This window comes from Rathayibacter sp. PhB179 (assembly GCF_004345345.1).
GTDB classification, from domain to species: Bacteria; Actinomycetota; Actinomycetes; order Actinomycetales; family Microbacteriaceae; genus Rathayibacter; species Rathayibacter festucae.
The window spans coordinates 85,169-99,252 of record NZ_SLVD01000009.1 but is presented as its reverse complement, the minus strand read 5'-3'; the positions used below and the strand labels follow the sequence as shown (position 1 = coordinate 99,252).

Below are 14,084 nucleotides of genomic sequence, written 5' to 3'. Positions count from 1 at the left end.
AGATGCCACTTCAGTACGCGACACGCCGAGAAAGGCGGTCACAAGTGGCATCTCGCGGGATCGGGTCAGGGCAGGAGCTCCGGGCGGACGCGGCGGGTGCGCTCGACGCTCTGCTCGTGGCGCCAGGCGGCGATCGCTCCGTGGTTGCCGCTGAGCAGCACCGGGGGGACGTCGAGGCCGCGCCAGGACGCGGGCTTGGTGTAGCTGGGGTACTCGAGCAGGCCGTCGGAGTGGCTCTCCTCGACCAGGCTCGCCGGATTGCCGACGACGCCGGGCACGAGGCGGCCGACGGCCTCGATCATCGCCATCACGGCGACCTCTCCCCCGTTGAGGACGTAGTCGCCGAGGCTGATCATCCGCACGCGGGCGCGCTCGGCGGTGTGGTCGACGACGCGCTGGTCGATGCCCTCGTAGCGGCCGCAGCCGAACACGAGGGACGACTCCTGCGCGAGCTCGCGCGCGGTCGCCTGGGTGAAGACCTCGCCGGCGGGCGAGGGGAAGATCACCAGCGGGTCCGCCGCGGGATCGAGGATCGTGTCGAACGCCTCACCCCACGGCTCGGGCCGCATCACCATGCCGGCGCCGCCGCCGTAGGGCGTGTCGTCGACGGTGCGGTGCCGGTCGTGCGTGAAGGAGCGGAGGTCGTGCACCCCGAGCTCGATCAGCCCGCTCTGGCGCGCGCGCCCGAGCAGGCTGATGTCGAGGACGCCGAAGAACTCCGGGAAGATCGTGACGATGTCGATCCTCACGACCGCGGCTCCTCCTGGGAGTCCGGGGTCGCGGCATCCGCGGAGTCGGCTGTCACGTCGGCGGACTCGGATTCAGCTTCGGCGTCGGCTTCGTCCTCGACCGGCGCGGCCGCGGCCAGCTCGGGGTCGGAGAGGTCGACGCCGCTGAGGTCCACCTCGGCGGGCTCCTCCTCGGGAGCCTCCTCGAAGAGGCCGATCGGCGGCGTGACGGTGACGACGCCGGCGACCGGGTCGACGGACGGGACGATCGCGTTCACGAACGGGACCATCACCTCGCCGGACGGCGTGCCGACGATCAGGAGGTCTTGCGCGGGGAAGTGGTCGACGCGGCGGACCGTGCCCACCTCGCGGCCGTCGCGGACGACGGACATGCCGACCAGCTGGTAGTCGTACCAGGAGTCGTCGTCGCCGGGCTCGGTCTGCACCTCCTCGTCGATCCAGAGGATCGCCTTGAGGAGGGTCTCGGCGGCGTCGCGGTCGGCGATGCCCTTGAAGAACGCGACGGGGTGGCTGTTGTACCAGCGCAGCTCGACGAGCTCGAGCTTCTTGCCGTGCCACTCGGAGGTGCGGGGCACCTGGAGCGTGAAGGAGGCACCGGGGGTGAAGCGCTTGTCGGGCTCATCGGTGTAGAGCTCGAGCTTGATCGCGCCCTTGAGCCCGTGGGCCTTGGTGAGTCGGGCGACGCGGAGCTGCGTCGTGCCCGCTGCGGGGGCCGCCACCCTACTTGTCGGTGTCGACGACGTCGACGCGCACGCGTCGCCCGTCGGCGAGGGCAGCGACGAGAGTGCGGACGGCCTTGGCGGTGCGACCGGAACGTCCGATCACGCGGCCGAGGTCCTCGGGGTGCACGCGCACCTCGAGGACCTCTCCGCGCGGGGAGCTCGTAGCCACGACCTTGACCTCATCGGGGTTCTCGACGATCCCCTTGACGAGGTGTTCGACGGCGGGAGCGAGCATGGACTACGCCTCGGTGGAGGCTTCGTCGGCGGCGGGCGCCTCGGGCGCGGTGGCCTTGGCGGGAGCCTCGGACTTCGGCTTGAGGACCGGCTTCTTCTTGGCGTCGACGACGAACGGAGCCTTGGGCTCCTTCACCTGGACGGTGCTGACGGCGTCGGCGTCGCCCTTGAAGCGGCCCCAGTCGCCGGTCAGCTTGAGGATCGCGGCGACCTGCTCGGTCGGCTGCGCGCCGACTCCGAGCCAGTACTGCGCGCGCTCCGAGTCGACCTTGATGAACGAGGGCTGCTCGGTCGGGTGGTACTGGCCGATCTCCTCGATCACGCGGCCGTCGCGCTTGGTGCGCGAGTCGGCGACGACGATGCGGTAGTAGGGCGCTCGGATCTTGCCGAGGCGCTTCAGACGAATCTTGACAGCCACAATTCTCCTGTGTGGTCGTTGACCGTGAGGTCGATGATGGATGAACTGAGCCGTGAGCGTGGGGTGCACACCCGGCCGGAAGCTCGAGGGGGTTTCTTCGGCGGTGAGTAGAGGGTCGACCGCCTCGGACCCGACGGATCATTCTGCCAGAAAAACCCCCGGCCTGCGGCCCCGACACGGACACCCGTCACTCGGCGTCCGCTCCGGTCTCTGGTGCGAGGATGTGGGGGCGCGTCCCGCCCCGGTGGACGCCGGACTGACGAGGACGCCGTCATGGAGATCACCTTCGCCGAATCCGACCGCTCCACCCTCGGGATCGAGTGGGAGGTCGCCATCGTCGACCGGCAGACGGGCGACCTCGCCAACGTCGCCGACGTCGTGCTCGAGGCGCTCCGCGGCGAGGACGGATCGCCGCATCCGCGGATCACCGGCGAGCTGCTGAAGAACACCGTCGAGCTGGTCTCCGGCGTGCACCGCACCGTCCGCGACGCCGTCGCCGACCTGCAGGACCAGCTGCGCCAGGTGCGCGAGATCACCGACCCGATGGGCCTGGACCTCGTCTGCTCCGGCTCGCACCCGTTCGCGCAGTGGTACGACCAGACCATCACCGACAAGGAGCGGTACCACCGGCTCATCGACCGCACCCAGTGGTGGGGCCGCAACATGATGATCTGGGGCATCCACGTGCACGTGGGGATCGAGGACCGGGACAAGGTCCTCACCATCCTCAACGCGCTGCTCGACTACTACCCGCACCTGCAGGCGCTCTCGGCGTCCAGCCCGTTCTGGGGCGGCGTCGACACCGGCTACGCCTCGAACCGCGCGCTGATGTTCCAGCAGCTGCCCACCGCCGGGCTGCCGCCGCAGTTCGGCGCCTGGGCGAACTACGAGGAGTACGTCGACGACATGATGCGCACCGGCGTCATCGACGACCACACCGAGGTCCGCTGGGACATCCGCCCCTCGCCGCAGTGGGGCACGATCGAGATGCGCGCCTGCGACGGGCTGTCCTCGCCGGAGGAGATCGGCGCGGTCGCGGCGCTGATCCAGTGCCTGGTCGAGCACCTCTCCACCCAGCTCGACGAGGGCGGGACGCTCGCGACGATGCAGCCCTGGTACGTCAGGGAGAACAAGTGGCGCGCCGCGCGCTACGGACTCGACGCGGAGATCATCCTCGACGCGGCCGGGAACGAACGGCTCGTCACGGACGACATCCGCGATCTGCTCACGACGCTCGCGCCGGTGGCGGAGCGGCTCGACTGCGCGGCGGAGCTGGCCGACGTCGAGCTGATCCTCGTGGCGGGAGCGAGCTACCAGCGCCAGCTGCGCACCGCGGCCGAGAACGACGGCGATCTGAAGGCTGTGGTCCGGGCGCTGGCGGGCGAGCTGCGCGACGGGCTCAAGGACCCGCGGGCATGACCCGACGGCTCCTGGCCGGTGCGGCGCTGCTCGGCGCCGGCCTGCTGGCTCTCGCGGGGTGCTCGAGTGCCAGCGGTGCCCCCGCCGGAACGGGCGCCACACGGTCGCCATCCGCGACCACGGCCACGGCTCTGCCGTCGCCGACCTCGGATCCGCTGTCCGACTCCGCGCCGCTCGCGCTCGGTGGGGCGCTGCCGGCCGGCGCGCGGGTCACGATCGTCGGCGACAGCATCGTCCGCGGTCTGGGGCTCGATCCCGGACAGGCCTGGCCGGCCCTCGTCGGGGACGACCTGGGCTGGAGCGTCGTCAACCTGGGCTGCGACGGCGGCGGCTTCATCGAGCCGGGCGACTGCGGCGTGGCCGTCGGCGACCGGGCCGAGGAGATCGCCGACACCCGGCCCGACGCGATCGTGCTGATCGCCAGCAGCAACGACCTCGGCTGGACCCCCGAGGAGGTCGCCGACGCGATGGGCCCGGCGGTGCAGGCGATCGCGGAGGCCTCCCCCTCCGCGAAGCTGATCGCGCTCGACTCGGTGTGGGGGCCGGATCCGCGACCCGAGGACCTGGACGCCTACGATGCGGCGCTCGTGGGCGCCGTGGACGCGGCGGGCGGGATCGCCCTCGAGTACCCGGACCCGCTGCGCGCCGACGGGCTGCTCGCCGAGGACGGCGTGCATCCGACGGCCGAGGGCCAGGTCGCGCTCGCGGACGCCTTCGTGCTCGCCGCGGAGAAGGCCGGGCTCGCGCAGGCGATCCCCGGGGACCAGCGGGCGACGGACGCGCCCGGCTGACCCCGGGGGAGCCGCTCAGCGGGTGGTGCTGTTCTTGCCGTCGCGCCAGGAGAGCAGGTCGCGCACCGGCTGGAGGTCGATGTCCGGGCCGGTGATGCCGAGAGTGAAGAGGCGGGCGCCGAGGTCGAACTGCTGGTCGAGCACGCCGAAGGAGGCGTCGCCGACTCCCCCGCGGACGCTCGCGCCGGTCGAGATCTCGATGGCGTCCATGTCGCGGTCGACGCGGCCGCACCAGTCGGCGAGGACGCCGAGCTTGCGCTCGAGGGTGGGGACGTCGGAGAAGCTGTGCCAGATGTCGGCGTGCTCCGCGACGATGCGGAGGGTCTTCTTCTCGCCGCCGCCACCGATCATCACGGGGATGTCGCGGGTGGGAGCGGGGTTCAGCTTGTCCCAGCGGGCGCGGATGCGGGGCATGGCCTCGGAGAGCTCGTCGAGGCGCGACCCGGCGGTGCCGAAGTCGTAGCCGTACTCCTGGTAGTCGCGCTCGAACCAGCCGGAGCCGATGCCGAAGATCAGGCGGCCTTCGGCGCCCTTGGCGCTGATGTGGTCGACGGTGCGGGCCATGTCGGCGAGCAGGTCGGGGTTGCGGTAGCTGTTGCAGGTGACGAGCGGGCCGAACTCGATGCGGCTGGTCTGCTCGGCCCAGGCGGCGAGCATGCTCCAGCCCTCGAAGTGCAGGCCGTCGGGCTCGCCGGAGAGCGGGTAGAAGTGGTCCCAGTTGAAGGCGATGTCGACGCCGATGTCCTCGAGCTCGGCGAGCGTGTCGCGGATGACCTCGTAGGAGACGTGCTGCGGGGCGATCTGGACGCCGATGCGGACGGGGCGCGGAGAAGCGGTTGTCATGCCTTCACGCTAGACCTCGCGGCGGGCGGCGTGCCGGTGGTGGGTCTCGATACGCCCCTGCGGGACTACTCGACCAGCATGAGGCGGACCCCTGCTGATCGAGCAGGCCGCGCAGCGGGCGTATCGAGATCCGATCGGGGCGGCTACTCGCCGGCCGGGTCGGGGGACGCGGTGGGGGCGTCGTCGCTGGTGGAGCGGGCGAGCTTGACGGTGGTGGCGCCGTCGGCGTCGAAGAGGCGGAGGCGGCCGCCGTCGATCGAGGCCATCATCGCGTCGGCGAAGATCATCGGCAGGGCGACGCCGTCGCAGGCGATCATCGTGCTGGGGCCGGCGTCGACGGTCAGCGCGCCCTCGCCGTCGATCGACCACTCGCCCTGCACGCCGTTGCAGCCGTCGGATCCGGTCCAGGTGCCGTCCTCGGCGAGGAGCAGGAACGGGACCTCGGGCGACTCGTAGGACACTCCCGTGACCCAGCGGCCGACGAGCTCGTCCGGCGACGGGGCAGAGGCGGCGTCCACTCCCGAGCCCTCGGAGCAGCCGGCCAGCCCGAGGGCCACTGCGGCCGCCGCGGCGACCGCGAGACCGGCGCCCAGGCCCCTCATCGGCCGAGGAGCTTCTGCAGCTGCTCCAGCTCCTCCGGAGTGGGCTGCGCACCCGCGCCGGAGCCACCGCCGAGGCCGAAGCCCGAGCCGCCCGCGTTCGTGGACTGCGGGCCGGAGCTGATCGCCGCGTTCTCCGCGGCGCGCTTGGCCGGGTTGCCCGACTTGCTGCTCTTCTTCTTCTGCGGCTTCGGGCGGCCCTGGTAGCCGGCACCGGGCACGGGGCCCATGCCGGGGACGTTCGGCACGCCGCCCTTGGCGACGGTCTTCATCATCTTCGCGGCCTGGTCGAAGCGCAGGACGAGCTGGTTGACGTCGGTCACGGTCATGCCGGATCCGCGGGCGATGCGGAGGCGCCGCGAGCCGTTCAGCAGCTTCGGGTTCACCCGCTCGGCCCTGGTCATCGACTGGATGATCGCCTCGGTACGCACGATCTCGCGCTCGTCGAACTGGTCGAGCTGCTCGCGCATGCCCTTCGCGCCGGGCAGCATGCCGATCATCTTCTTGATCGAGCCCATGTTGCGCAGCTGCTGCATCTGGCCGAGGAAGTCGTCGAGGGTGAACGTGTCCCCCATGATCTTCTCGGCGATCTTGCGCGCCTCGTCCTCGTCGAACGCGCTCTGCGCCTGCTCGATGAGGGTGAGGACGTCGCCGAGGTCGAGGATGCGGCTCGCCATGCGGTCCGGGTGGAACTGCTCGAAGTCGTCGAGGCCCTCGCCGGTGGACGCGAAGAGGATCGGGCGGCCGGTGAGCGAGGCGACCGACAGGGCCGCGCCGCCTCGGGCGTCGCCGTCGAGCTTGGAGAGGACGACGCCGGTGAAGTCGACGCCCTCCTGGAAGGCCTTCGCGGTGGCGACCGCGTCCTGGCCGATCATCGCGTCGATGACGAAGAGGACCTCGTCCGGGTTCGTCACCCGGCGGATGTCGGAGGCCTGCTTCATCATGTCGGCGTCGACGCCGAGGCGGCCGGCGGTGTCGATGATGACGGTGTCGTACTGCTTGTCGGTGGCGAACTTGATCGCGTTCTGCGCGACCTTGACCGGGTTGCCGACGCCGTTGCCGGGCTCCGGGGCGTACACCGCGACACCGGCCTGCTCGCCGACGACCTGCAGCTGCTGCACCGCGTTGGGGCGCTGGAGGTCGGCCGCGACGAGGAGCGGCGTGTGGCCGTCCTTGCCGAGGTACTTGCCGAGCTTGCCGGCGAGGGTCGTCTTTCCCGCACCCTGGAGGCCGGCGAGCATGATGACCGTCGGCGGGCGCTTGGCGAACTCGAGGCGGCGCGACTGGCCGCCGAGGATCGCGACGAGCTCCTCGTTGACGATCTGCACGACCTGCTGCGCGGGGTTCAGCGCCTTGTTGACCTCGTCTCCGAGGGCGCGCTCCCGGATCTTGCCGGTGAACGCCTTGACGACGTCGAGCGCGACGTCGGCGTCGAGCAGCGCGCGCCGGATCTCGCGGACGGTGCCGTCGACGTCCGAGGCCGAGAGCTTGCCCTTCGTGCGCAGGTTCTTGAAGGTCTCGACGAGTCGATCGGAGAGGGTGCCGAAAGTAGCCATGATGCCGGGAATTCTACCGGAGCCTTCCCGGAGGTCGGACGACCGCGGCCCGCGTCGATTAACTGTACCGAGTGCAGGAACTCGTCTAAGGTGGCCGGGTGATCGAGACACTGCTCGCGGGCGACGCCGCGGATCCCCTGGACTACCGCAATGGCTGGGAGCTGCAGCGCCGGCTGCACGGCGAGGTGGTCGCCGGTTCGCGGCCGGGCACGCTCGTGCTCTGCGAGCACGCCGCCGTCTACACGGCGGGCAAGCGCACGGAGTCGCACGAGCGGCCGGTCGACGGCTCCCCCGTGGTCGATGTCGACCGAGGCGGACGGCTGACCTGGCACGGGCCGGGGCAGCTGGTCGGCTACCCGATCGTGCGGCTGCGCGAGCCGGTGGACGTGGTCGCCTACGTCCGCTCGCTCGAGGGCGTGCTGATCGACGTGCTCGACGACCTCGGTGTCGCCGGGGTGCGGGTCGACGGGCGCTCGGGGGTCTGGATCCGCCGGGGCGAGGGCGCCGACAAGATCGCGGCCATCGGCATCCGGGTGGCGCACGGCGTGACGATGCACGGCTTCGCCCTCAACGTCTCGAACAGCCTCGAGCCCTACTCCCGGATCGTCGCGTGCGGCATCGCCGACGCCGGAGTGACCACTGTCGAGCGCGAGCGCGGCGAGGCGCCCTCGATGGAGTCGGTGCGCGCCCGGGTCGAGGCGCGGTTCCGGGAGGCGGCACCCGCCTTCGCGGTCGTGGAGACGATCGCGGGGGTCGCGGCGTGAGCGCCGAGACCGGCGGCCGGAAGCTGCTGCGCCTCGAGGTGCGCAACGCCGAGACGCCGATCGAGCGCAAGCCGGAGTGGATCAAGACCAAGGCCGTGATGGGCCCGGAGTACCGGCAGCTGCAGTCGCTCGTGAAGGACGAGGAATTGCACACGGTCTGCCAGGAGGCCGGCTGCCCGAACATCTTCGAGTGCTGGGAGGACCGCGAGGCGACCTTCCTGATCGGCGGCTCGCAGTGCACGCGCCGCTGCGACTTCTGCCAGATCGACACCGGCAAGCCGGCCGACTACGACGCCGACGAGCCGCGCCGCGTGGGCGAGTCGGTGGCACGGATGAAGCTGCGCTACGCGACGGTGACCGGGGTGGCCCGCGACGATCTGCCGGACGAGGGCTCCTGGCTGTACGCCGAGACGATCCGGCAGATCCACGCGCAGGCGCCGGGGACGGGCGTGGAGATCCTGGTGCCCGACTTCACCGGGCGCGCGGAGCACCTGCAGCGCGTGTTCGACGCCCGGCCGGAGGTGTTCGCGCACAACGTCGAGACGGTGCCGCGCATCTTCAAGCGGATCCGGCCGGCGTTCCGCTACGAGCGCTCGCTCGACGTCCTGACCCAGGGACGCGATGCCGGGCTGATCACGAAGTCGAACCTCATCCTCGGCATGGGCGAGGAGCGCGAGGAGATCTCGCAGGCGCTGCAGGACCTGCACGACGCGGGCACCGACATCGTGACGATCACGCAGTACCTCCGCCCGACGCCGCGGCACCTGCCGGTGGACCGCTGGGTGCACCCGGAGGAGTTCGTCGCGATCAAGGAGGAGGCGGAGGACATCGGCTTCCTGGGCGTGCTCTCCGGCCCGCTCGTCCGCTCCTCCTACCGCGCCGGTCGCCTCTGGGCCCGCTCGATGGAGTCGAAGGGCCGGCCGGTCCCGGAGCACCTGCGCCACCTGGCCGACGCGGCCCTCGGCTTCTCCCAGGCGGTCTGACCCGCTCTCCCCGCGAGATGCCACTTGTGCACGCCTTGCACGGCGTGTCGCGTGCACAAGTGGCATCTCGCGGATGGGGTCCTGGGGGCCCTTGCTGGTCGAGTAGCCCGGCAGGGGCGTATCGAGACCCACGATCGTCAGCAGGGGTGGTCTGCAGACTCGCTGTCTGACGCTGGTGGATCTCGATACGCCCGCTCCGCGGGCTACTCGATCAGCAAAGTGGCCGGTCTTCCGAGAGGGCTGTTCGCCGAGTCGATCCGTCTCGGGCCATGGCCCGCCCGCAGAACTCGGTTCGCGTCCACTCTCGGCCCGGCGGTCAGTGGTGACTCACGCTGCGCCGGGGACTGAACTGCTTCGCGAGATGCCAGTTGTGCACGCGTTTCACGGCGTGTCGCGTGCACAAGTGGCATCTCGCAGAAGAGGAGGAGGGACTCCCGGGTCAGGCGACGAGCTGGGCGGCGAAGACGTGGGGGGTGAAGCCGGTGAGGTCGTTGATGCCCTCGCCCTGGCCGACGAGCTTGATGGGGATGCCGGTCTTCTCCTGGACGGCGAGGACGAAGCCGCCCTTGGCCGAGCCGTCGAGCTTGGTGATGACGAGGCCGGTGACGCCGGCGTGCTCGATGAAGGCCTGGGCCTGCATCAGGCCGTTCTGGCCGGTGGTCGCGTCGAGGACGAGCAGGATCTCGGAGATCGGCGCCTGCTTCTCGACGACGCGCTTGATCTTGCCGAGCTCGTCCATCAGGCCGCCCTTGGTGTGCAGGCGGCCGGCGGTGTCGATGATGACCATCTCGATGCCGTGGGTCTTCGCGTACTCGACGGTCTGGTAGGCGACGGAGGCCGGGTCCTGGCGCTCCTGCTGCGGGCGGACGATCTGCGCGTCGGCGCGCTGCGCCCAGGTGGCGAGCTGGTCGACCGCGGCGGCGCGGAAGGTGTCGGCGGCGCCGACCACGACGCTGCGGTCGAAGTTGCGGAGGAACTTCGCGAACTTGCCGATGGTCGTGGTCTTGCCGACGCCGTTCACGCCGACGACCAGGATGACCGCGGGCCGCTCGCTGAGCTTGAGGGTCGTGTCGTACTTGGAGAGGCGCTCCTCGAGCGACTCGCGGAGCATGCGCTGGAGGTCGCGCGGGTCGGTGGTGTTGTAGCGGGCGACCTTGGCGCGGAGGTCCTCGACCATCTCCTCGGTGATGTCCGGCCCGAAGTCGGCGGTGATCAGGGCCGTCTCGAGGTCGTCCCACGTCTGCTCGTCGATCGTGCGCTTCTCGAACAGGCCGCGGAGTGCGCGACCGAGCGACCAGGAGCTGCGTTCTGCCATGCGCCCAGGCTACCGGCGGGTGGACGTCCGATCTGCAGGCGATCCGCCCTTCGCGGAGCCTGGACCTGCGGCAGGACGGGCCTGCCGGCCGGCATCGCCTGCGAATCGAACCCGTGGATCAGACCGCCGGCGCCTCCACGCGCTGACCGACCACCGCGGAGACCCCGTCCTGGCGCATCGAGACGCCGTAGAGGGCGTCGGCGATCTCCATCGTGCGCTTCTGGTGGGTGATGACGATCAGCTGACTCGACGTGCGGAGGTCCTGGAAGATGCTGAGCAGGCGGCCGAGGTTCGCGTCGTCGAGCGCCGCCTCCACCTCGTCCATGATGTAGAACGGGCTCGGCCGCGACTTGAAGATCGCGACCATGAAGGCCACCGCCGCGAGCGAGCGCTCGCCGCCGGAGAGCAGCGACAGCCGCTCGATCTTCTTGCCGGCCGGGCGCACCGCGACCTCGATGCCGGTGGTGAGCAGGTTCTCCGGGTCGGTGAGCCGGATGCTGCCGGTGCCGCCGGGGAAGAGCACCGGGAAGACGTCCGCGAAGGCGGCCTGGGTGTCGTCGAAGGCCGAGGCGAAGACCGTCTGCATCGTCTCGTCGAGCTCCTCGATGATGGTCAGCAGGTCGCGGCGGGTGTTGGTGAGGTCGGTCAGCTGCTCGGTGAGGAAGACGTGGCGCTGCTCCAGAGCCGCGAACTCCTCGAGGGCGAGCGGGTTCACCCGGCCGAGCTGGCCGAGCTGCTTCTCGGCCTTGTCCAGCCGGCGGCGCTGCTCGTCGCGGACGAACGGGCGCGCGGGCGCCTCGGCGTCGGTCTCGTCGGGGACCGGGACCTCGGGGCCGTACTCGGCGACCAGCACGTCCTCGACCAGTCCGAGCTCGGAGCCGGCGCGCTCGAGCAGCCCGGTGAGCTGCAGGCGCTTCTCGTAGATCTGCAGCTCCAGACCGTGCACGCTCTCGGTGACACTCTGCAGCCGGTCGCGGAGCACGCCCTCCTCGCGGCGCAGCGCCTGCAGCTCCTCGTTCTGCTGCGAGCGGGCGGTCTCGGCGCGCAGCAGCTCGGCACGCGACTGCTGCACCGAGCGGTCGACGGAGGCGAGCACGGCGGGGATGGCGCCGGTCACGTCGGCCGCGGCGTCGTGCTGGCGGCGGCGGATCACGGCGCGGCGGGCGGCCTCGTCGGCGGCGGCGCGGTCGGCGGCGAGCTGGCGCTCGAGCGATTCGCCGCGGGACTGCTCGGCCCGGACGCGCTCCTTGGCGGTCTCGACGCCGAGGCGCGCCTCGATCTCGCGCTCGCGGGCCGCGTCGACCTCGCGCTGGAGGCCGTCGCGGGCGCTGACGTCGAGGACCGGGCGCGGGCGCGAGCGGGCGACGTCGAGCTCGCCCTTCGCCTTCTGCGCCGCGGCCTCGGCGTCGCCGACCCGCTCGGTGGCGATGGTCAGGGCCTTCTCGCCGCGCCCGAGCTCGGCGGTGGCGCCCTCGAGCTGCGCGCGCACCCGGCCGAGGCGCTCGGTGTGCGCGGCGCGGGCGGCGTCGTGCTCGCGCAGGGCGGCGAGGGCCAGGCGCGACTGCTCCTTGGCGGCGCGCAGGGCGCCGGTCTGCTCGGCGAGGTCGAAGCGGAGGCGGTCGATCCGGCCCTCGATCTCCTCCAGCCGACTCGCGGCGGCGTCGCGCTCGGAGACCAGCTCGAGACGGCTGCGCTGCCCGCCCGCTCCCCCGCTGAGGACGGCGTCGGAGACCGAGGCGCCGTCGCGGGTGACCACGGTGACGGGGTGCTCGCCGCCGGCCAGCGCGGGCCAGAGCCGGCGGGCGGTGTCGAGGTCGTCGACGACGACGACCTGCTCGAGCAGGGCGAGGACGCCGTCGGGGCCGGTGACCAGGTCGCGGGCGCGGGTCGCTCCCTCCGGCACCTCGATCGCGAGGGCGGGGCGGGCGGCGTCGCCGATCAGCAGCTCGACCCGGCCGAGCTCGCGACGGATCGCCTCGTCGAGTGCGGCCTCGGCGTGCGGCTGCGAGTCGGCGAGCACGGAGTCGGCGGCCGCTCCGAGTGCCGCCGCAATGGCCGCCTCGTAGCCGGGGCGGACCTGGATCCGCTCGGCGACGCGGCCGCGGATGCCGTCCAGGCGGGTGGCGATCAGCTCGGCCGAGCCGTCGGAGACGTCGAGGGCGAGCGAGAGGGCGCTGCGGCGGGCGGCGAGTCCGTCGCGCTCGCGCTCCAGGGCGTGCAGCTCCTCGCGGAGCCGCTCGATCTCGCCCTCGGCCTCGAAGACTGAGGACTGCGCGAGCTCGTAGCCCTCGTCGAGCGTGCCGTCTGTGCCGCCGCCCGCCTCGCCGATCTCGTCCTCGAGCGCGTCGAGCTGGCGCTGGGCCGCCTCGCGGCGCTGCACGGCGGAGTCGAGGGTGTTCTGCGCGCGGAGCACCTCGCCGCGGACGGCGGCGAGACGGGAGGCGGCGGTGTCGGCCTGGCCGGTCAGCTTGGACAGCTCGAGGTCGTGCCGGGAGACGAGCGCCGACTGCGCCGCGATCTCCTCGTCGGTCGCGTCCAGGGCGCCGCGAGCGCGCACCGTCGCCTTCTGCGAGTCGGTCCACGCGGTCTCGGCGTCGAGCACGGCGACGCGGAGGCGCTCCAGCTCGGCGCGCGCCTCCTCGACCATCGGCGCCGTGACGCGGGGCTGCACGGCGGGCTGCTCCGACTCCGCCTCGAGCAGGGCGAGGCGCTGGCCGGCGAGCGCCGCCAGATTGCGCAGCCGCTCCTGCACCGACTCGAGCTCGAAGGTGGTGCGCCGGGCGTCGTCGACCGCGTCGCCGACCATCTCGGACTCGATCCGGGCGGTGCGCAGCGTGCTCTGCTCGAGCCGCTCCTGCAGCACGAGGCGCTCGCTGTGCCGCTCGCTCTCGGTGCGGGCGAAGCCGTCGAGCGCGGTGCGGAGGGTGACGACGTCGTCGGCGAGCAGGCGTGCGCGGGCGTCGCGGACGACGGCGGCGATGGTCTGCGCCTGCCGGGCGACCTCCGCCTGGCGGCCGAGCGGCTTGAGCTGGCGGCGGATCTCGCCGGCGAGGTCGGAGAGGCGGGTCAGGTTCGCCTGCATGCCGTCGAGTTTGCGGAGCGTCTTCTCCTTGCGGCGGCGGTGCTTGAGGATGCCGGCCGCCTCCTCAATGAAGCCGCGGCGCTCCTCCGGGGTCGCGTGCAGGACGGCGTCGAGCTGGCCCTGGCCGACGATGACGTGCATCTCGCGGCCGAGACCGGAGTCGCTCAGCAGCTCCTGCACGTCGAGCAGCCGGCAGGCGCGGCCGTTGATCGCGTACTCGCTGCCGCCGTTGCGGAACAGGGTGCGCTTGATCGTCACCTCGGTGTACTCGATCGGCAGTGCGCCGTCGGTGTTGTCGATGGTGAGCGCGACCTCCGCGCGGCCGAGCGGGCCGCGGGTGGAGGTGCCGGCGAAGATGACGTCCTCCATCTTGCCGCCGCGGAGGGTCTTCGCGCCCTGCTCCCCCATCACCCAGGCGAGAGCGTCGACGACGTTGCTCTTGCCCGAGCCGTTGGGCCCGACGACGCAGGTGACCCCGGGCTCGAAGGCGAACGTGGTCGGCTGCGCGAAGGACTTGAACCCCTTGAGGGTCAGGCTCTTCAGGTACACCCGGCCGCCTCGCTCCGCTCGAAAACGCTCCCTACGGTACTCGACGGGCTCCGTCGTGCC

Annotated in this window: 13 protein-coding genes; 4 read left to right on the top strand and 9 right to left on the bottom strand. The window is 71.8% G+C overall.

The genetic code is table 11. The features are described 5' to 3' along the window. Nucleotides 1-65: 65 nt before the first annotated feature. The 4 genes from trmD to rpsP are packed head-to-tail and all read right to left on the bottom strand — an operon-like array spanning nucleotide 66 to nucleotide 2,123. Nucleotides 66-749: a tRNA (guanosine(37)-N1)-methyltransferase TrmD gene (gene trmD, locus EDF43_RS17215; protein WP_123445716.1), complete on the bottom strand. Its 684-nt coding sequence runs from the start codon at nucleotides 747-749 to the stop codon at nucleotides 66-68. Further along, the gene (gene rimM / locus EDF43_RS17210) at nucleotides 746-1,468 is read right to left on the bottom strand and encodes a ribosome maturation factor RimM (RefSeq protein ID WP_123736846.1); all 723 of its coding nucleotides are present in this window, start codon (nucleotides 1,466-1,468) and stop codon (nucleotides 746-748) included. The genes trmD and rimM overlap by 4 nt, the downstream gene beginning before the upstream one ends. Before the next feature lies 1 nt (nucleotide 1,469). Then, entirely contained in the window at nucleotides 1,470-1,706 is a 237-nt protein-coding gene (locus tag EDF43_RS17205; protein WP_123445714.1) for an RNA-binding protein, read from the bottom strand. 3 nt (nucleotides 1,707-1,709) lie between these two features. Then, nucleotides 1,710-2,123: a 30S ribosomal protein S16 gene (gene rpsP / locus EDF43_RS17200; RefSeq protein ID WP_123445713.1), complete on the bottom strand. Its 414-nt coding sequence runs from the start codon at nucleotides 2,121-2,123 to the stop codon at nucleotides 1,710-1,712. 273 nt (nucleotides 2,124-2,396) lie between these two features. Between rpsP and EDF43_RS17195 the strand changes: the two genes are divergently transcribed. Further along, nucleotides 2,397-3,542: a glutamate--cysteine ligase gene (locus EDF43_RS17195; protein ID WP_132437826.1), complete on the top strand. Its 1,146-nt coding sequence runs from the start codon at nucleotides 2,397-2,399 to the stop codon at nucleotides 3,540-3,542. Further along, nucleotides 3,539-4,333, top strand: a complete 795-nt coding sequence (locus EDF43_RS17190; RefSeq protein WP_132437825.1) for an SGNH/GDSL hydrolase family protein — start codon at nucleotides 3,539-3,541, stop codon at nucleotides 4,331-4,333. The genes EDF43_RS17195 and EDF43_RS17190 overlap by 4 nt, the downstream gene beginning before the upstream one ends. A 15-nt stretch (nucleotides 4,334-4,348) precedes the next feature. Here the strand turns inward: EDF43_RS17190 and EDF43_RS17185 are convergent, their stop codons facing one another. The 3 genes from EDF43_RS17185 to ffh form a co-directional block, all read right to left on the bottom strand. Beyond that, nucleotides 4,349-5,176, bottom strand: a complete 828-nt coding sequence (locus EDF43_RS17185) for an LLM class F420-dependent oxidoreductase (protein WP_123732175.1) — start codon at nucleotides 5,174-5,176, stop codon at nucleotides 4,349-4,351. 143 nt (nucleotides 5,177-5,319) lie between these two features. Next, nucleotides 5,320-5,778 (bottom strand): META domain-containing protein, encoded by a 459-nt coding sequence (locus EDF43_RS17180; protein ID WP_132437824.1) that lies wholly within the window; start codon nucleotides 5,776-5,778, stop codon nucleotides 5,320-5,322. After that, nucleotides 5,775-7,331: a signal recognition particle protein gene (gene ffh / locus EDF43_RS17175; protein ID WP_132437823.1), complete on the bottom strand. Its 1,557-nt coding sequence runs from the start codon at nucleotides 7,329-7,331 to the stop codon at nucleotides 5,775-5,777. Before ffh ends, EDF43_RS17180 begins: the two co-directional genes overlap by 4 nt. A 98-nt stretch (nucleotides 7,332-7,429) precedes the next feature. Between ffh and lipB the strand changes: the two genes are divergently transcribed. Beyond that, entirely contained in the window at nucleotides 7,430-8,095 is a 666-nt protein-coding gene (gene lipB / locus EDF43_RS17170) for a lipoyl(octanoyl) transferase LipB (RefSeq protein WP_132437822.1), read from the top strand. Further along, entirely contained in the window at nucleotides 8,092-9,078 is a 987-nt protein-coding gene (gene lipA, locus EDF43_RS17165) for a lipoyl synthase (RefSeq protein ID WP_207901823.1), read from the top strand. Before lipB ends, lipA begins: the two co-directional genes overlap by 4 nt. Before the next feature lie 439 nt (nucleotides 9,079-9,517). On the opposite strand, the gene ftsY is transcribed toward lipA, so the two are convergent. Both ftsY and smc read right to left on the bottom strand, forming a co-directional pair. Beyond that, nucleotides 9,518-10,393 (bottom strand): signal recognition particle-docking protein FtsY, encoded by an 876-nt coding sequence (ftsY, locus tag EDF43_RS17160; RefSeq protein WP_123445706.1) that lies wholly within the window; start codon nucleotides 10,391-10,393, stop codon nucleotides 9,518-9,520. Between the two features lie 118 nt (nucleotides 10,394-10,511). Continuing rightward, entirely contained in the window at nucleotides 10,512-14,024 is a 3,513-nt protein-coding gene (gene smc, locus EDF43_RS17155; RefSeq protein ID WP_132437821.1) for a chromosome segregation protein SMC, read from the bottom strand. Between the last annotated feature and the right edge of the window lie 60 nt (nucleotides 14,025-14,084).

Excerpts from the sequence above, each read along its gene's own strand:
- EDF43_RS17185 (WP_123732175.1), bottom strand. The coding sequence starts at position 5,176 with ATGACAACCGCTTCTCCGCGCCCCGTCCGCATCGGCGTCCAGATCGCC.
- ftsY (WP_123445706.1), bottom strand. The coding sequence starts at position 10,393 with ATGGCAGAACGCAGCTCCTGGTCGCTCGGTCGCGCACTCCGCGGCCTG.
- EDF43_RS17195 (WP_132437826.1), top strand. The coding sequence starts at position 2,397 with ATGGAGATCACCTTCGCCGAATCCGACCGCTCCACCCTCGGGATCGAG.
- EDF43_RS17205 (WP_123445714.1), bottom strand. The coding sequence starts at position 1,706 with ATGCTCGCTCCCGCCGTCGAACACCTCGTCAAGGGGATCGTCGAGAAC.
- ffh (WP_132437823.1), bottom strand. The coding sequence starts at position 7,331 with ATGGCTACTTTCGGCACCCTCTCCGATCGACTCGTCGAGACCTTCAAG.
- EDF43_RS17190 (WP_132437825.1), top strand. The coding sequence starts at position 3,539 with ATGACCCGACGGCTCCTGGCCGGTGCGGCGCTGCTCGGCGCCGGCCTG.
- EDF43_RS17180 (WP_132437824.1), bottom strand. The coding sequence starts at position 5,778 with ATGAGGGGCCTGGGCGCCGGTCTCGCGGTCGCCGCGGCGGCCGCAGTG.